Source organism: Acidimicrobiia bacterium (assembly GCA_009694375.1).
In the GTDB taxonomy this organism is placed as follows: domain Bacteria; phylum Actinomycetota; class Acidimicrobiia; order Acidimicrobiales; family VFJN01; genus VFJN01.
In genome coordinates, this window is record SHVB01000015.1 from 1 (window position 1) to 16546 (window position 16546).

The following is a 16546-nucleotide window of genomic DNA, read 5'->3' on the forward strand; positions in this document are numbered from 1 at the left end:
CGACTGGCTCGCTCTTGGGCCATTCGTCGAGTGACCACAGGGAATCCACATCGTCGACAGTACCGACGGGGGTAGGACACCGGCGGGGATCGCCTTAGATGCCGGCGGGGACAGTGATTTCGTCGGGATCGACGAGGGTCACCCGTTTGCCGAGGGCGATCAGTGTCCCACCCGAGCCAACCTCGACCCAGCGGCCCATCAGGTTGGCCATTGGCTTGAATCCGCCGTTCAGGCTCTGTTCGACGGCGTAGATGACTCCGCCGTGGGTGATCGCCAGTACCCGGCTATCGGGCGCCTGGTCGTAGAGGTTGGCTAGGGCGCTGGTTACTCGCTGGAGGAGCGCCTGATCCGATTCCCACATTGGTGGTCGACGAGGGGGTGCCGGGTTGGGGTAGGTGGCCTCCTGGCCCCGGTTGGGCCGGTCGAGGTAACCGGGCCAGGCCTGTTCTATCTGCACTCTGGTGAGGCCGGTCCATTCGCCCGCGTCGCGCTCGCAGAGATCGGGTTCCGTCGCCACGTCCCCGATGTTGAGCCCGAGGTTGATGATCGCCGCAGTTTCCTGGGCTCGCTGTAGGTGGGACGCCACGATGGCCCCCACCTGGGCCTCGCGCACGCCGGCCACGGCGTGGGCAGCCTGCCGGCGTCCGAGATCGGTGAGCGGCGGGTCGGCCTGCCCCTGCCAACGGCCACTGGCATTCCACTCCGACTGGCCGTGGCGTACCAGCAGCACTCTTGTCATGCCGGGAAACGTACAAGGCTGGTGGGATCTGTCTCAACCTTCGCCGTTCCCCGATGGGTGATTGGGCCGCCCCGTGGTCTCGCTACGATCACCGATGGCGACCGGACCCGAGGAGGCGCTTGCGATGGCCGTATTACGACTGTTCGCCGGTGCCCGAGACGCTGCGGGCACGGGCCGCGATGAGGTGCCGGGCGCCACCGTGGAGGCGGTGCTCAAGGCGGCCCAAGATCGTTACGGTGAGGCCTTCACGGCGGTTCTGGACCATTGTCAGATCTGGCGCAACGGCGAGCCGTGTGCCGCCAGCGATGCGGTGGGAGATGCCGACGAGGTGGCTGTGCTGCCACCGGTGTCGGGAGGCATGGCCTGATGGCGAAGCCCGCCGGCGCCCGTCGGGCCAGTCCTGGCCCGCGATCTCGACGGGTGACGCGTCGTTACGCCGTGCCCTACGACACCGACGGCCCGCGCGTTCGCCTGGGGATCGTCTGGTTCCTGGCGGCGGCGGGGGCGTTGACGATTGGCCCGCTTCCCACCGCCATCGTGTACGGGGGAGCGGCGGCCGCCGCCGCCGCCCAATTGGCCCGTTGTTGGCGGGGACAAGGCGCTCGCCCCCACAAAGTAGTGGCCGCTGGAATGGCCGGGGCCATGGCGGCGGGCGCCTGTCTCGGAGCCGCTGCTGCCGGAGTCGCCCTGCTGGCGGGCGTGGTGGTGGCGGGCGTGGTGGCGGGGGGTGATCGGAAGTCGCCCCATCCCATCGCCGTCGATGTTGGCTGGACGATTCAGTGTGGGTTGTTCCCCGGGCTGGTGGGGCTGTCGATGGTGTTGCTGGATGGGATTGATCAGGGCTCGGCCCTGGTGCTGCTGTTGCTGGTGTCGGCCTATGAGATCGGCGACTACATCGTGGGCTCAGGGGCGAGAACTCCCTATGAGGGCCCGGCGGCGGGCCTCGTGGCGGTAGTGGTGATCACGTTTATCGTGTCGACCACGCCGATTTCTGCGTTGAGTTTCGGCGATTCGTGGATCTTCGGCCTAGTGGTGGCCGTGGGGGCTCCGGGGGGGCAGGTGTTGGCTTCGGCCCTGCTCCCCACTGCGACCGGTCCGGCTTCGGCACTTCGCCGGATCGACTCGCTGCTGCTCGTGGCGCCGGTGTGGTGCTGGGGGATCGGGCTCGTTCTCTGAGTAGGCGGTCCGGCCCGGCGCGGCTAACCCTTGGGTGGGCCGGGATCGTTATCACCACCACGAGGGCCACGAGCAGGCCGATGATCCAAACCCGCCGGTGGGGGGTTGCGCTGGGCGGTTCGGGGGGCGTCGGCGGCCCCGGCGGCTCCTCCGGGGTGATCGGCATGGCCGGGGTGGGATGGATCCACGGGAGATCAGTGGGGGTGGGCTCATGGGGAGCAGGTTGGTCATCCATGGATCGGGAGTGACCCGCGATGGTTGAGCCGGCGTGTCTGGGTCGCTAGGTTTCTGCGGGTCCGTCAAACAACAACAGGGTGTGCATCGTGCAACTTTTCAATAATTTCTTCGACACTGGTGGGGCGCTCTCGGTATTGGGGCGGTCGTCGCACATCCTGTTCGGCATCACCTGGATCGGCCTGCTCTACTTCTTCAACTTCGTCCAGGTACCCGCGTTCGCCGAACTGTCCGATGGGGCCCGATCCGAGGCACTGCGGAAGGTGACCTTCCGGGCGTTGTGGTGGTTCCGGTACGCCGCGCTGCTCACCTTTGCCACGGGCCTGATCCTGGTGGGGGTAGCGAGCAGCGACACGAACTCGAACTACCTCGCTGGCCCGTCCGGCGTGGCGATCCTCACGGGCATGCTCTTTGGCATCACCATGTTCCTCAATGTGTGGGGTGTGATTTGGCGCAACCAGAAAATCGTGATTGGCAACGCCGAGACGGTGGCCGCCGGTGGTGCTGCCAATCCAGACGCCCCCGCCTCGGCCAAGAAGGCTGCCCGCGCCTCGCGCTGTAACACGTTGTTCTCCGTCTCGATGCTCTGGTTCATGGTGTTCGCGGCCCACGGCGGCGGGTTCTACCCTGCCCAAATCGGCAGCACCATCGTCTACTGGGTCGTTGTACTAGCGCTGTTCGGGTTTATCGAGGCTTCTGCCCTGGGGCTCATCGGCGGCTTCGACAGCCCCTTCAATACTCTGGTCTTCGACAAGCACCGTCACACCATCATCGCCGCCTTCGCACTGCTGGCGGTCATCTGGATCATCGGATGGGAGTTCCTGCTCCCGCTCTGACCCCGCAGGGTTCAGGTAACGACGAGTTCGGCCACCATGCCGCCGGCTTCATGGCCGGTGATGTTGCAGTAGAGCGTGTATTGGCCTGGCTCAAGTTCGACGGTGCCCTCATCCGACTCGCCGATCTGGAGCAGGAACTCATCGTTATTCTTGATCAGCAGCGTGTGCGGGATGCCGCCCTCGTTCAGGTAGGTGAACTCGACACAGCCCGCCGTTGTTTCATAACGCTCTTGGTCGAACTGCAAGGCGTCGTTGCCGGTTACCGACACCCGGGACGTGGGGGTGCACCCGCTGGCGCTGTCTTCTGACGAACTGCTGCATCCGAGCAGGACGGTGCTGCAGGTCGCAAGGGCGGCGAGGTAAGTAAGACGGCGGTGCATGGCCCTAATGGTAGGTCGTGCCTCAGTCGATTCCACTAGGGGAGTAGCATCGGCACCATGGCAGTAGATCTCGCCCTTCTCCTTGATCCCGGCTACCTCGGCGATCTGCCGGCGCGGCCCATGGAGGAGGTGCGGGCGATGCGGGCTGAGTGCCAACAGGTGGAGACGGGCCTGTCACTGCTCCGTCGTCTGGTGCAGGGCCGGCTGGACATTGTGGGGATCGAACTCACGCGTCGGGCCAACGGCGACGATCCTGCTGACCTTGCCGATCTCATTGCCCGCTTGCCGGAGGTCCTCTCCGATCGCACTCACGCGCCCGGCCTGGGGCGGCTCCCCCAGATGATGTCGCCGGGTGATCTCCCCGCCGAATTCGAAGCCGAACTCGATGCCATCATTGGCGGCAGTGCTTTGTCGCAGTTGTCGACCCAGACCGACGAACAACTCCGCAGCATCACCGACCGGCTGGCGGAACTTGAGGTGAAGGTGTCGGGTCAACGCCACGCGTTGTTCGGGAAGATCGATGCCCTCCAGGCCGAGATCACCCGTCGCTACAAGACCGGCGAGGCCTCGGTGGAATCGCTCCTCTGACCCGGCTGCTAACCCTCAACTATGGGTTGCTAGCGCTGGTCGCGTAGCGTCTAGGGGGTGAAGGAAGAACTGGAGAATCGCTGGCGTGACCTGGGCGAGTTCATCCGCGACCAGCGTCATAGTGATCATCTTTCGCTGCGAAAGCTGAGCGAGATGGCCGGGATCTCCAACCCCTACCTGAGCCAGATCGAGCGGGGCCTGCGCAAGCCGTCGGCGGAGATACTGCAGCAGATCGCCCGGGCGCTGGAGATCTCCTCGGAGACGCTCTATATCCGGGCCGGCATTCTCGACGAGCGGGATGGCACCGATCTCGTCTCCGAGATCCGCCGAACCCCGGAGCTTTCCGAGGAGCAAAAGAAGACCCTGATCAGGATTTACGACTCGTTCCGACGAGAGAACGAAAACAGTTTTGGGAACGGCGTGGAAGAACTCGCCGATTTCCAGCGTTAGAGATCGGCGGTACCTTCTATGCGCCGTCTCGCCGTCCTCTCGCTGCACACGTCGCCGCTAGCCCAGCCCGGCCAGGGCGACAGCGGCGGCATGAACGTGTACGTCCGTGAGATGGTGTCGGCGCTGGCCCAGGCGGGGGTTCAGGCCGATGTGTTCACGCGTCGGTGGGCAGACGGCCCTGAGATCGTCGAGGTAGAGCCCGGGTTCCGGGTGGTGCACATCGAGGCTGGTCCGCTCGACTCGGCCAAGGAGCAACTGCCCGACGTAGTTGAGGTCTTTGCCGCCGGCGTGCGGGCTCACCTCACCGCTCGCCGCGATGTCGATGCCCTCCACGCCAATTACTGGCTGTCGGGGCTGGCAGGCCATCAACTCAAACACGAACTCGGTCTGCCCTTGGTGTCCACCTTTCACACCCTGGCCCGGGCGAAGGCGGAGACCGGTGATCCCGAGCCTCAGCGGCGGGTGCGGGCCGAGGCTGCCGTCATCGGCTGCTCCGACGCCATCGTGGCCAATGACGTCGCGGAGGTGGACCAGCTGGTACGGCTCTACGGTGCCGATCCACAGCGCATCGAGATCGTGGCCCCCGCCGTGGACCACGCCTTTTTCTCTCCGGGCGACCGGGTGGGGGCTCGGCAGGCGCTGGCGCACCTGAAGTTGGAAGACGGGCCGGTGCTGTTATTTGTGGGGCGCATCCAGCCGCTGAAAGGTTTGGACGTGGCGGTGCGCGCCTTGGCGGCGCTGGAACGTCCCGATGCGACCTTGGTGATCGTGGGCGGGTCCAGCGGCGTCGACGGCGGTGCTGAGGTCGAACGCATTCACCGCCTCGCCGCCGATCTGGGGATGGCGGAGCAGTTGCGGTTCATCGAGCCCGTATCGCATCACCTCCTCTCCACGTACTACCGGGCCGCCGATGTGGTGCTGGTGCCGAGTCGATCCGAGTCTTTTGGGCTGGTGGCGCTGGAAGCCGCCGCCTGCGGTACCCCGGTGGTGGCCGCCGATGTCGGCGGATTGCGAACCCTCGTCGAACACGGTCGTACCGGGTTTCTCGTGGAAGGGCGGGACCCAGCCATGTTCGCCGCTCGGGCGGGTCAGATCCTCCGCTCGCCGGGGCTCGCCGCTGAGTTCTCCGAACGCGCCGCCCGTCGCGCCCAGCGCTACACCTGGTCCACCGCGGCGGCTCGGCTGCGACGCATCTACAGCGACATTACCGCCCGGACCCTGGTCGACTGCCGCTGATCGCGGCGGTGCCGCCGGGCCCACTTCGCCGGTAGGTTCAGGGCATGTCCATGCCGTCCTCGCCGGAGGATCTCCAGATTCTCGACCATCGGATCAGCGATTGGTTAGCCGAACAATTGCGCAACAACCCCCTGGTCGTGGCCGTCGAGCGAGATCACGAATCGGGCGAACGCCGCTGGTTTGTGCGGGTGACCGGGGAGGCGAAGGACGTGTTCACGGTGTGGTTTCACCTGCGTCAGCGCACCCTGCACTACGAGACGTACGTCATGCCGGGGCCAGAGGAGAACCACGCGTTGTTCTACGAGCACCTGCTGCGCCGTAATCGGCGGCTCTATGGCGCGGCGTTCTGTATCGGCGATGAAGAGGCGATCTTTCTGCTGGGCCAACTCGACAATCGCTCTGTCACCACCGAGGAACTCGATCGGGTGCTGGGCTCCTTGTACGCCTGGGTCGAGCAGTACTTTCGGCCCGCCCTGCGGATCGGCTTCGCTTCACGGTTCTCAGACTGATTCATTGCCTTTCATGTTGTTCTGATCTACGTTGACTCTCGGCGGCGGGAGTGGCCCCGACAGCACCCGATCGGGGAAGGGGTGAGCGAGGCCTCCTCCCGTCCGCCGCGATCACCGCCCCACCCCAGGCGGCGGCCGAGGGGTGGGCCCCACGCTCCGTGATGCCCCCGACGGGCGGGTAGGTTGACCGCATGATTGACCTCCAAATCATCGGTGGTGGCCGGATGGGTGAGGCCCTAGCGGCCGGCTTGCTCCGGGCGGGCGGGCACCGAGCCATCGACCTTCGCATCGTGGAACCGGATGTCGCCCGACGCGAGGCGTTGGTGCAGATCTTTCCCGGCGTGGAACTCGCCAGCACCCCCGGTGAGGCAGCGGGCACGGTGATCGCGGTGAAACCGGGCGAGGTAGCCGGCGTGTGCCGGATCGCCGGGGCTGCCGGATCGGGCCGGGTGCTGTCGATTGCCGCCGGAGTCACCCTTGCGGCGTTGGAAACCCACCTCCCCGATGGCACCGCTGTGGTGCGCGCCATGCCCAATACACCCGCCGTGGTAGGCCTCGGCGCCTCAGCCATCGCGCCCGGGAGCGGCGCCCGAGAAGAGGACCTGGTCTGGGCCGAGGAACTTCTGGGTGCCGTGGGCACCGTGGTGCGCGTCGAGGAGGCCATGCTCGACGCGGTCACGGGTCTCTCGGGTTCGGGACCGGCCTATGTCTTCTTGGTGGCGGAAGCCCTGATCGAGGCGGGCGGGCAAAGTGGTCTCCCCACCGAGGTGAGCCGGGCGCTGTCCATCCAGACGCTGCTGGGGGCCGCCACCCTGCTGGCCCGCGGCGAACAAAGCCCCGAAGCCCTGCGGGACGCTGTCACCTCGCCCGGTGGCACCACGGCGGCGGGTCTGCGGGTGCTGGAGGACCACGGGGTGCGTGCCGCCTTTGTCGCAGCGGTGGCGGCGGCGGCCGCCCGCAGCGGGGAATTGGGCCAGAGTTGAGGGGCTCTCCACATCCCCACTAGCCACACGAGCCACAGATGCGTACGCTGCCCCCACACCTTTGGAGAGGGGTGCCTTCCTTGGCAACAGCACCGCGAGTTCAGTTCCTGACACCGGCAGAGGTCGCCGACCATCTGCGCGTGTCATCGATGACCGTGTATCGCTTGATTCAGTCCGGCGATCTGAGGGCGGTTCGTATCGGGAAGTCGTACCGAATCCGAGAGGACGACGTCGACGCCTACCTCCAGGATCGCTTCAGCGACGCTGGATAGGCGGCCCGCGCTGTCGCGCCGGTACCGTCATGGGTGTCATGGGCGCCCGCTTCGACACCATCACCTTTCTTTCCGACTATGGCACCGCCGACGAGTTCGTTGGCGTGGTCAAGTCGGTTATTCGTTCGATCGCTCCGGCGGTGTCGGTGATTGATCTCACCCACGACATCAGGCCCTATGACGTGCGCGGGGGTGCCCTCACCCTCGGTCGTTCGGCGCAGTACCTCTGCCCTGGCGTGGTGTTGGCCGTGGTTGATCCTGGAGTGGGGAGCCAACGTCGAGCGGTGGCGGTAGAGGTGGGGGGCGGCCAGAGCTACCTCGTGGGACCCGACAACGGCCTGCTTGCTTCGGCGGTGGCCATGAGCGGTGGGGCATCGGCTGCGGTCGAACTCACCAACCCCGAGTTCCAACTGCTGGCCCCCGGGGCCACCTTCGCCGGGCGCGATGTGTTCGCTCCGGCGGCGGCCCACCTGTGCCTGGGGGTACCGCTTGATGCCTTCGGACCCGCTATCGACCCCCTCGCATTACTGCCCGGTCTGATGCCGATCATGCGCGAGGAGGATGGCGGTCTCCTGATCGCCGAGGTGCTGTGGGTGGACCACTACGGGAACTGCCAACTCAACGTGGATCCTGACGATGTGGCTCACCTAGGGCCCCGCATCCAGATGCGCTGGGGCGAGGATGTGCGCACCGCCGAGCGAGCGGATACCTACGCAGGCATTGCCGCTGGTCAGATCGGTCTGGTCCTGGATAGTTACGGGATGCTGTCGGTGTGTATGGGTCAGCGCCCCGCCGCCGTGGAGTTGGCGATGCCGCTGGGTACCGAGGTGACGCTGTGTGCGCCCACCGATGAGGATGCGCCTACGGGTACCCCGGTCAGCCTTGCGGCTAGGAAGGAACCATGAGACCAGGCACCACCCTCGTCGTCGCCCTCCTGCTGGCCATCATTCTGTTCGCCGCGGCAGGTCAACTCTTCTTCATGCGCTAGTCGGGCTAGCGCTCGAGGGGGAGTTCGTAGGCCGACGTCGCGGTGCCGGCGTTGATCAACCTTGTTCGATGGACCGCAACGGATTGAGCATGGCGGTGATCCGGCTGGCGCTCGGGTGCGGGGCCGGGGGAGCGGGGGCCACGGGAGCAGGGGCCGGGGGAGCAGGGGCCGGGGCTGCCGCGGGAGCCGCGGTGCGGGGGCGGGTCGAGGGCGGCGGGGCGGGAGCCGGGGCCGGGGCCGGGGCCGGAGCAGGGGTATCCAACTCCATAAAGTTGTGGGTGGTGAACACGGTCTTGCCATCTGCGCTGACCGTCACCCCCACCCCCACGTGCGTCCAGTTGGGCTTGAGGAGGTTGGCGTAATGGCCGGGGCTGTTGATGAAGGCTTGCATGAGTACATCAACGCTGTTGGTGGGGCCGCTGGTGCCCACGTTCTCGCCGAGCATGGTCCAGGCCCCGCCGACCTGTCCGGCGAGGTTCGGGTTGTGGGAAATGGAATGAGCGGCGGTCATTTGGTCGGTCCAGTTTCGGGCCACGCGCACCAGTTCGCCCGACACTTGGAGCTGACTCAGGCCCTTGGAGGCCCGCAGGCTGTTGATGCGGTTGACGAAGTCCGCCTCCATGGAAGCCGAGGCGCTCAGCGCCGTCGGGGCGGCCCCAAGGGCGGGCCGTTGCGGCATGGCGGTTTGGGCGCTAACCGCCGGAGCGGTTCCCGCTGCACCTACGAGCAGAGCGATCGCGAGGCCAGAACACCAGCGGCGGAGGGTCATGTTGTGATGATCGGCAGCATCGGAGCACATCTTGAGGGGCCAGCGAGGTTGCAAGGCGCGCCACCTCCCGGGGATGTGCTGGACTAGGTCTTGTGAACCTGGCTTCGATCATCGATCCTCACCCAGCCAACGCCACCGCGTTGATCTCTCGCGGGAAGGTCACGACCTACGGGCAGTTGCGAGAGCAGGTGGCGGGCCTGCGGGGGGGGTTGGTGGGCCTCGGTCTGGAGCCGGGCGATCGCGTCGGCATCGTGGCGGCCAACAACTGGTACTTCGTGGTGTCCTACCTCGCCGTGTTGGGGGTGGGATGCGTGGCCGTGCCGCTCAACCCGGCCAGTCCCGGGCCCGAGGTGCAGCGAGAACTCGCGGCCATCGGCGCCCGCGCCGTGATCGTGGGGCCGGCGGCAACCGCCGTGGTGGCCCTGCTCGACCGTGCCGCGCTCCCCGCGCTGGAGATGGTGATCACCAGCCAAGGCGATGAGTTGCCCGGCGCCGTGTTGCTCGACGGTCTCCTCGCCGCCCCCCCCGCGCCGGTGGTCCATCGCGATGAGGATGACCTTGCCGTATTGATCTTCACGAGCGGTACAGCAGGTTCACCGAAGGCGGCGATGCTCACCCACGGAAACCTTCTGACCAACCTGGAGCAGTGTCAGGCGCATCCTGGTCGATCGCAGCAGGCCGACGATGTGGCGTTTGCGGTATTGCCCTTCTCCCACATCTTTGGCCTCAACGTGGTGCTCGGTCTGTCCTTCATGGCGGGCGCGGCCATGGTGTTGGTCGAACGATTCGACCCGCAGAGCGCCCTGGAGACCGTTGAGAAACACCAGGTCTCCGTGATCAGCGGGGTCCCCACGATGTGGGGAGCATGGGCCGCGCTGCCGGGTAGCGGTCCCGGCGCGATGGCATCGGTGCGGGTCGGCACCTCGGGGGCCGCCAAGCTGGATCCGCTGGTGCAGCGCGCCATCCGTGACCGCTTTGGGGTGGCGATCATGGAGGGTTATGGGCTCACCGAGGCGGCCCCGGTGGTGACCAGCGGTACCGGTGTCGAGGCCCCCGAAGGCAGTATCGGCGTTCCCCTGCCGGGGTTGCGGGTGCGCCTGGTCGACGACGACGGGGAGGACACCCTCGTGGGCGATGCGGGCGAAGTATGGGTGGCGGGGAAGAACGTCTTCGCGGGGTACTGGAATGACGCCGAAGCCACCAACGCCGCCCTCACTTCTGATGGCTGGTTACGCACCGGAGACATCGCGGTGGTGGATGACGACGGCTTCCTGTTCCTGGTCGACCGCGTGAAGGACCTGATCATCGTTTCGGGTTTCAACGTCTATCCCAATGAGGTCGAGGAGGTACTCCTGGCCCATCCCGCCGTGGACCAAGCGGCGGTGATCGGCGTACCCCATCCGCACTCCGGGGAGGCGGTGAAGGCGTATGTGGCGGTGACCACGGGAATCGCCGTGGAGGAAGACGACCTCATCGCCCATTGCGAGGCCCATCTCGCTCGTTACAAGTGTCCCCAAAAGGTCATGTTCGTGGACGAGATTCCTCAGAGTGCCATCGGCAAGGTGCTCCGGAAGGCGCTGCGTTAGCCCCCGAGGGTGTTCGTGACCATGTGAATTGGGCACTAGTGTGGGGGCGCCATGTCGCCCACCGACCGCCGGAAGATCCCCGAAGCCACCGTCGCCCGCCTCCCGATCTATCTGCGCAGCCTCCACGAGGCGGAGCAGGACGGCGGCGGGACCATCTCATCGGAGCGTCTGGCCGAGTTGGCGGGCGTGAACGCCGCCAAGGTCCGCAAGGACCTGTCGTACCTCGGGTCCTACGGCACGCGCGGTGTGGGGTATGACATTGACTACCTGATATTTCAGATGAGCCGCCAACTGGGGCTCACCCAGGATTGGCCCGTGGTCATCGTGGGGGTGGGCAACCTTGGGCAAGCCCTCGCCAACTACGGCGCCTTCGGCGAACGCGGCTTTCCCATCGTGGGGTTGTGCGATGCCGACCCGCTCGTGATCGGGACCCACGTCCAAGGAGTGCTGGTGCGCTCAATCGATGATCTCCCCGACATCGCCGAACAGCGAGCGCTGTCCATCGGCATCATCGCTACCCCCGCTCACGCCGCGCAGTCGGTGGCCGATCGTCTCGTGGCGGCGGGGGTGTCGTCCATCTTGAACTTCGCCCCCACCATGATCGCGGTACCCGAAGAGGTGTCGCTTCGAAAGGTAGATCTCGCCATCGAATTGCAGATCCTCAGCTTTTATCAGCAGCGCAAGGCGGGGGGGCCGCCGGTCGTTGGGGCGGTGGGCTGATGCCGGTCAGCGGGCCGGCGTACCCCGTGAACTTGCTCCTTACCGGGCGGCGCGTGCTGGTGGTGGGCGGCGGGACCGTAGCGGTGGAGAAGATCCAGGGACTACTCGCGGCCGAGGCGGTGGTGCATGTGGTGGCCACCGTGGTGTCGGAGGCGGTACGCGACCTGGCGGTGACCTGGGAGGAGCGGCCCTACCAGCGAGATGAGGTGGTGGGGTACCGGTTAGCGGTGGCCTGCACCGACGATCCCGCCGCTAACCAGGCCGTGTTCGACGACGGAGAGTCGGCGGGTATCTGGGTGAATGCCGCCGACGATCCGGAGCGCTGCGCCTACACGCTGCCGGCCCGGCTCGACCAGGGACGGCTCTTGGTAACCGTCTCCACCGCCGGGCATAGCCCGGCGCTGGCTAGTTGGCTCCGCGACCAACTGGCGGGGCAACTCGGACCGGAATACGACATCCTGATCGACCTGTTGGCGGAGGGCCGTGCCGGCCTAGTGGCGCAGGGACGACCCACCCTGGGCGCGGATTGGCGATCGGCTCTCGATTCGGGAATGCTTGAGCTCGTCCGGGCTGGTCGTATCGACGAGGCGCGTGAGCAGTTGCAGAATGCTCTCGCCCCCGCCGAACCGTCTCCCCCGGTCTTCCATCCTTAGGAGATCGCCGCGTGTCCGTCGTTGTTATCGGGCTTAACCACCGCAGCACACCTCTCGACCTGCTCGAGCGGATGGCAATCGGCGATGCCCGGCTTCCCAAGGCCCTCCACGACCTGATCACCCGTGAAGACGTCTCCGAGGCGGTGGTGCTCTCCACCTGCAATCGCACCGAGGTCTACGTGGCGGCGGAGCGGTTCCACGGTGCCTACCGGGATGTGCGCGAATTCTTCGCCGAAGTGGCGTTCCTGGCTCCCGAGGATTTCGCCGACCACCTCTACGTCCATCACGATGCCAGCGCCGCCTCTCACTTATTTGCGGTGGCGGCGGGCCTGGACTCAGCGGTACTGGGGGAGAGCGAGATCCTCGGCCAGGTGAAGGCTGCCTGGGAGATTGCCCGCGACGAAGGCGCCTCGGGTCCCGTCCTCAATTTATTGTTCCGCCACGCGCTGGAAGCTGGCAAGCGCGCTCGCACCGATACGGGTATCGCCCGGAGTATCACCTCGGTGTCCCAGGCCGCCGTCGCCATGGCCGCTGACCGCCTCGGGAGCCTGGCTGGTCGCCGGGTGCTGGTGCTCGGAACGGGGGAGATGGGAGCGGCGATGGTGCTCGGGCTGGCGAAGGCCGGCAGCGAGATTTTGCTGGCCAACCGGAGCGAGGAGAAGGCCACGGAGTTGGCCGCCCGCGTGGGGGGGCGGTCCGTCCTGCTCATCGACGTGCCCGCCGCGATCACCAACATCGACGTGCTGCTTTCCTCCACCGGGGCGGCCGCCCCGCTGTTGGGAGCCGATGACGTAGAAACCGCGGTCGCCGCCCGGGGTGGTCGGCCGTTACTCATCGTGGACATTGCCGTTCCTCGAGACATCGATCCCGCAGTAGGGCACCTCCCCGGGGTCACCTTGCTTGATATGGATGACCTCCGCGGGTTTGCCGACGCCGGGATTGCCGCCCGTCGCTCGGCGGCGGCGTTGGTCCAGGAGATTCTCGACAACGAACTCGACCGCTACCTCGGCGACACCTCCGCTCGGCAGGTGGCCCCCATGATCGTGGCCCTGCGCGAGCGGGCTGAGGAACTCCGCCAAGCCGAACTTGGTCGTTTCGGTGGTCGGCTCAACGGCCTTGATGCCGCGCAGGCCGAGGCGGTGGAGGGTCTGACCCGGGGAATCATCAGCAAGTTGTTGCACGACCCCTCGGTGGTTCTGAAAGACGCCGCCGGTTCACCCCGCGGTGATCGCTTGGTGGCATCATTGCGCGAGCTTTTCGGTCTCGACGACAACGCCGCGCCGCCGCAATAGTGCGCCCCCTCCGGGCGGCTACGCGCGGAAGTCCCTTGGCCCGGTGGCAGGCCGAGCATGTGGCGGCCCTGCTCGGTGCGGCCGACCCCCGCATCACCGTGGAATTGGTGGTGGTGGAGACACAGGGCGATCGTCAACTCGACCGTCCCATCTGGGAAATCGGGGGCAAGGGTGTGTTCGTGAAAGAGGTGCAGGCCGCCGTGCTCGATGGACGCGCCGACCTAGCGGTGCACAGCGCCAAGGACCTCCCCTCCCTGAGCGCACCGGGTCTGGTGATGGCGGCGGTGCCTGAGCGCGGCGACGCCCGCGATGCGTTGGTGGGGTGCCGCCTGGCTGACTTGCCCGTCGGGGCCGAGGTGGCCACGGGATCGCTTCGGCGCCAGTCGCAACTTGCCGCCGCGCGCCCGGATCTGCGCTTTGTGGGTCTACGAGGCAACATGCACACGCGCCTCGCCAAGGCGGCTGATCACGCGGCCATCGTGGTGGCGGCCGTCGCGCTGGATCGTTTGGGCTTGGCCGAGCACATCGCCGAACGGATCTCCACCGACGTGGTGCTTCCCCAGGTGGGCCAGGGTGCCTTGGCCATCGAGTGCCGGGCGGGCGAGAACCTCGCCGACGTGCTGGCCGCCATCGAGCACGCCGACTCCCGACGGTGCGTCGATGCCGAGCGCGCCTTTCTCGCTGCACTCGGTGGCGACTGCTCCTTGCCGGCGGCGGGCTACGCCACGATCTCCGGCGGTGAGGTGACCATCGAGGGGCGTCTGCTGTCGGTGGATGGTGGCACGGTCCTTCGCCAGACCGGCCGGGACGGCGCTGCGGTGGCGCGCCATCTCCTCGCCCACGGTGGTCACGAGCTCCTGGGCCGGTGAGGGTTCGTCGAGGGGGAGGGGCGTTCCCGGCCCGTTGGGGGGAGGGGGCGGTCTACCGTGCGGGCCATGGTGATCCTGCGTTCGGTTGCCCTTCAGGGGGCGGGGTGAGTCGATGACCGTCTACCTGGTCGGGGCCGGTCCGGGCGACCCTGGTCTGTTGACGGTACGGGCCGCCGAAGTGCTGCGCCGGGCCGATGTGGTGATCTCCGACCGACTGTCGGTGGCGGCCCTGTTGGAGTTGGCGCCCGCTGATGCGGAGCGGATCAGTGTGGGCAAGGCTCCCGGCCGGGTGACGATGACCCAGGACAAGATCAATGCCCTCCTGGTGGAGAAGGGTCGTCAGCACGCCACTGTCGTGCGTCTCAAAGGAGGCGACCCGTTTGTGTTCGCGCGAGGGGGAGAGGAGGCGGCGGCCCTGGCGGCGGCGGGTGTGGTCTTTGAGATCGTGCCGGGGATCACTTCGGCGATCGCCGCGCCCGCCTACGCCGGCATCCCTCTCACCCTGCGGCACAGTTCCACCTCCTTCACGGTGGTCACCGGCCATGAGGACCCCGCCGTGGGCGAGGACGGATCGGTCGACTGGCGGGCGGTGGCTCACCTCGGCGGCACCATTGTGATCCTGATGGGGGTGGCCCGCATCGGCCGTATTGCGGCGGAGTTGATGGCGGGGGGGTTGTCGCCGCTCACCCCCGCGGCGGCGGTGCGTTGGGGCACCCGAGCCAACCAGCGCACCGTGCGCGCCACCCTCGCCACCCTGGCCGATCATGATCTCCTGGCCCCGTCGGTGATCGTGGTGGGTGAGGTGGCCGGCCTCGACCTGGCCTGGTTCGAAGGTCGTCCGCTGTCAGGCCGCCGGGTGGTGGTGACCCGCACTCGGGGACAGGCCTCGCAACTGTCGGCTGCCCTGCGCGCGCTGGGCGCCGACGCGATCGAAGTGCCGCTGATCGATATCGTGGCGCCCTCCGACGGCGGGGCCAGCCTGGCCGCCGCCGTGGGTCGCCTCGGCTCCTTCGACTGGGTGGTGGTCACCTCCCCCAACGGAGCGCAGCGGCTTCTAGCGGCCCTGCCGGATGCACGCGCCTTCGGCGCCGCTCAGGTGGCGGCCATTGGCCCCGGCACCGCCGCCGCCTTGGCGGTCGGGAACATTCGCGCCGATCTCGTGCCGGAGCAGTTTGTGGCTGAAGCCTTACTGGAGTCGCTCCCCGACGGGCCCGGCCGCCTCCTGGTGGTGCGCGCCGAAGTGGCGCGCGATGTGCTGCCTGAGGGCCTTCGGGCCCGGGGCTGGGAGGTGGAGGTGGCCGACGCCTACGCCACGGTGGCGGCGGCGGTATCCCAAGAGCAGCGCGCCGCTATCGCGGCTGCCGACGTGATCACCTTCACCTCGTCCTCCTCGGTGGAGCGCTGCTTGGACGCGGTGGGTCCGGGCGGATTGCCGCCGGTGGTGGCCTGTATCGGTCCGGTCACGGCCGCTACCGCTCATCGCCACGGACTCTCGGTGGAGGTAGCCGCGTCCGAGCACACCATCGACGGTCTGGTGGCGGCGCTCTTGCGTTGGGCGACACCGTGATGCTGGAGGCAGTGGTCTTCGACTTCGACGGCCTCGTGATGGACAGCGAGTGGATCATCTATGAAGCGGCGGCCTCCGCCTTTGCGGAGGAAGGGCATTCGCTGAGTGTTGCGGCGTGGGCCACCATCGTCGGAACCAACAGCAAAGCTGACGAGGCCTCGTGGACCCGCCTGTGCGCAGCGGCGGGAGTTACCGGCTTCGAGCGATCGGCGTTCGAACGAATCTACAACGGCCCCGTCGAAGCAGCGGCGCGCCGCTCGGCGCTGCTGGCCCTGCCCGCGCTGCCGGGAGTGGAGACACTGATCGATGCCGCCACCGCCGCCGGGGTGGCTCTAGGGGTGGCGTCGTCGTCGTCGACCGATTGGCTGCAGACAAACCTCGCCCGCCTCGGTCTGCTGGCCCGCTTTGGAGGGATCGTGGGGTCTGATCAAGTGGGTGGAATCGGTAAGCCCGCGCCGGATGTGTATCTCAAGGCCTGCGCCGATCTCGGCGTGGAGCCGAGCGTTTGTGTGGCTCTGGAGGACTCCGCCCACGGCATCAGCGCCGCCCAGAGGGCGGGGATGTGGGCGGTGGCTGTGCCGAGTCGGATCACATTGCACAACAACTTCGCCACGGCCGATCTCGTGGTGGACAGCCTCACAAACCTCCCGCTGGAACGACTCGCTTCCTTGGTGGAGCACGCTCCCCGGTAGCCTCCGG

21 protein-coding genes are annotated in these 16546 nt (G+C 67.2%); 17 read left to right on the forward strand and 4 right to left on the reverse strand.

Annotated elements, in window-relative coordinates:
* Nucleotides 1-94: 94 nt before the first annotated feature.
* Nucleotides 95-739, reverse strand: a complete 645-nt coding sequence (locus EXQ71_09425) for a histidine phosphatase family protein (protein MSO87724.1) — start codon at nucleotides 737-739, stop codon at nucleotides 95-97.
* Nucleotides 740-833: 94 nt separating this feature from the next.
* Here EXQ71_09425 and EXQ71_09430 point away from each other — a divergent pair, with 94 nt between their 5' ends.
* Nucleotides 834-1106 carry a MoaD/ThiS family protein gene (locus EXQ71_09430; protein MSO87725.1) on the forward strand — a complete coding sequence of 91 codons (273 nt, stop codon included), beginning with the start codon at nucleotides 834-836 and terminating at the stop codon, nucleotides 1104-1106.
* A 76-nt stretch (nucleotides 1107-1182) separates the two neighbouring features.
* Here EXQ71_09430 and EXQ71_09435 read toward each other — a convergent pair whose 3' ends face one another.
* The gene (locus tag EXQ71_09435; GenBank protein ID MSO87726.1) at nucleotides 1183-1491 is read right to left on the reverse strand and encodes a hypothetical protein; all 309 of its coding nucleotides are present in this window, start codon (nucleotides 1489-1491) and stop codon (nucleotides 1183-1185) included.
* Nucleotides 1492-1525: 34 nt separating this feature from the next.
* On the opposite strand from EXQ71_09435, the gene EXQ71_09440 reads away from it, so the two are divergent.
* On the forward strand, nucleotides 1526-1915 hold the full coding sequence (locus EXQ71_09440; GenBank protein MSO87727.1) for a hypothetical protein: 390 nt from the start codon (nucleotides 1526-1528) through the stop codon (nucleotides 1913-1915).
* Nucleotides 1916-2238: 323 nt separating this feature from the next.
* Nucleotides 2239-2985 carry an antitermination protein NusG gene (locus tag EXQ71_09445; GenBank protein MSO87728.1) on the forward strand — a complete coding sequence of 249 codons (747 nt, stop codon included), beginning with the start codon at nucleotides 2239-2241 and terminating at the stop codon, nucleotides 2983-2985.
* Nucleotides 2986-2996: 11 nt separating this feature from the next.
* Here the strand turns inward: EXQ71_09445 and EXQ71_09450 are convergent, their stop codons facing one another.
* Nucleotides 2997-3365: a hypothetical protein gene (locus EXQ71_09450; protein ID MSO87729.1), complete on the reverse strand. Its 369-nt coding sequence runs from the start codon at nucleotides 3363-3365 to the stop codon at nucleotides 2997-2999.
* Between the two features lie 57 nt (nucleotides 3366-3422).
* Here EXQ71_09450 and EXQ71_09455 point away from each other — a divergent pair, with 57 nt between their 5' ends.
* From EXQ71_09455 to EXQ71_09485, 7 genes are all read left to right on the forward strand, one after another.
* The gene (locus EXQ71_09455) at nucleotides 3423-3953 is read left to right on the forward strand and encodes an aerial mycelium formation protein (GenBank protein ID MSO87730.1); all 531 of its coding nucleotides are present in this window, start codon (nucleotides 3423-3425) and stop codon (nucleotides 3951-3953) included.
* Nucleotides 3954-4022: 69 nt separating this feature from the next.
* Entirely contained in the window at nucleotides 4023-4403 is a 381-nt protein-coding gene (locus EXQ71_09460) for an XRE family transcriptional regulator (GenBank protein MSO87731.1), read from the forward strand.
* Nucleotides 4404-4421: 18 nt separating this feature from the next.
* On the forward strand, nucleotides 4422-5639 hold the full coding sequence (locus EXQ71_09465; GenBank protein ID MSO87732.1) for a glycosyltransferase family 1 protein: 1218 nt from the start codon (nucleotides 4422-4424) through the stop codon (nucleotides 5637-5639).
* Nucleotides 5640-5683: 44 nt separating this feature from the next.
* Nucleotides 5684-6148: a hypothetical protein gene (locus EXQ71_09470; protein MSO87733.1), complete on the forward strand. Its 465-nt coding sequence runs from the start codon at nucleotides 5684-5686 to the stop codon at nucleotides 6146-6148.
* A gap of 191 nt (nucleotides 6149-6339) precedes the next feature.
* Nucleotides 6340-7131: a pyrroline-5-carboxylate reductase gene (gene proC / locus EXQ71_09475; GenBank protein MSO87734.1), complete on the forward strand. Its 792-nt coding sequence runs from the start codon at nucleotides 6340-6342 to the stop codon at nucleotides 7129-7131.
* A gap of 38 nt (nucleotides 7132-7169) precedes the next feature.
* On the forward strand, nucleotides 7170-7403 hold the full coding sequence (locus tag EXQ71_09480) for a DNA-binding protein (GenBank protein ID MSO87735.1): 234 nt from the start codon (nucleotides 7170-7172) through the stop codon (nucleotides 7401-7403).
* Between the two features lie 29 nt (nucleotides 7404-7432).
* Complete coding sequence (locus EXQ71_09485) at nucleotides 7433-8308, forward strand: hypothetical protein (GenBank protein MSO87736.1); 876 nt, start codon at nucleotides 7433-7435, stop codon at nucleotides 8306-8308.
* Between the two features lie 138 nt (nucleotides 8309-8446).
* Here EXQ71_09485 and EXQ71_09490 read toward each other — a convergent pair whose 3' ends face one another.
* Nucleotides 8447-9214: a CAP domain-containing protein gene (locus EXQ71_09490; protein ID MSO87737.1), complete on the reverse strand. Its 768-nt coding sequence runs from the start codon at nucleotides 9212-9214 to the stop codon at nucleotides 8447-8449.
* Between the two features lie 38 nt (nucleotides 9215-9252).
* Between EXQ71_09490 and EXQ71_09495 the strand changes: the two genes are divergently transcribed.
* The 7 genes from EXQ71_09495 (at nucleotide 9253) to EXQ71_09525 (ending at nucleotide 16539) form a co-directional block, all read left to right on the forward strand.
* Nucleotides 9253-10746, forward strand: a complete 1494-nt coding sequence (locus EXQ71_09495; GenBank protein ID MSO87738.1) for a hypothetical protein — start codon at nucleotides 9253-9255, stop codon at nucleotides 10744-10746.
* Nucleotides 10747-10797: 51 nt separating this feature from the next.
* Nucleotides 10798-11466 (forward strand): redox-sensing transcriptional repressor Rex, encoded by a 669-nt coding sequence (locus EXQ71_09500; protein MSO87739.1) that lies wholly within the window; start codon nucleotides 10798-10800, stop codon nucleotides 11464-11466.
* Entirely contained in the window at nucleotides 11466-12119 is a 654-nt protein-coding gene (locus EXQ71_09505) for a bifunctional precorrin-2 dehydrogenase/sirohydrochlorin ferrochelatase (protein ID MSO87740.1), read from the forward strand. Before EXQ71_09500 ends, EXQ71_09505 begins: the two co-directional genes overlap by 1 nt.
* Before the next feature lie 11 nt (nucleotides 12120-12130).
* Entirely contained in the window at nucleotides 12131-13411 is a 1281-nt protein-coding gene (locus EXQ71_09510) for a glutamyl-tRNA reductase (protein ID MSO87741.1), read from the forward strand.
* The gene (gene hemC, locus EXQ71_09515; protein ID MSO87742.1) at nucleotides 13411-14280 is read left to right on the forward strand and encodes a hydroxymethylbilane synthase; all 870 of its coding nucleotides are present in this window, start codon (nucleotides 13411-13413) and stop codon (nucleotides 14278-14280) included. The genes EXQ71_09510 and hemC overlap by 1 nt, the downstream gene beginning before the upstream one ends.
* Before the next feature lie 112 nt (nucleotides 14281-14392).
* The gene (gene cobA, locus EXQ71_09520) at nucleotides 14393-15847 is read left to right on the forward strand and encodes a uroporphyrinogen-III C-methyltransferase (GenBank protein ID MSO87743.1); all 1455 of its coding nucleotides are present in this window, start codon (nucleotides 14393-14395) and stop codon (nucleotides 15845-15847) included.
* Nucleotides 15832-16539, forward strand: a complete 708-nt coding sequence (locus tag EXQ71_09525; GenBank protein MSO87744.1) for an HAD family phosphatase — start codon at nucleotides 15832-15834, stop codon at nucleotides 16537-16539. Before cobA ends, EXQ71_09525 begins: the two co-directional genes overlap by 16 nt.
* Nucleotides 16540-16546: the final 7 nt, after the last annotated feature.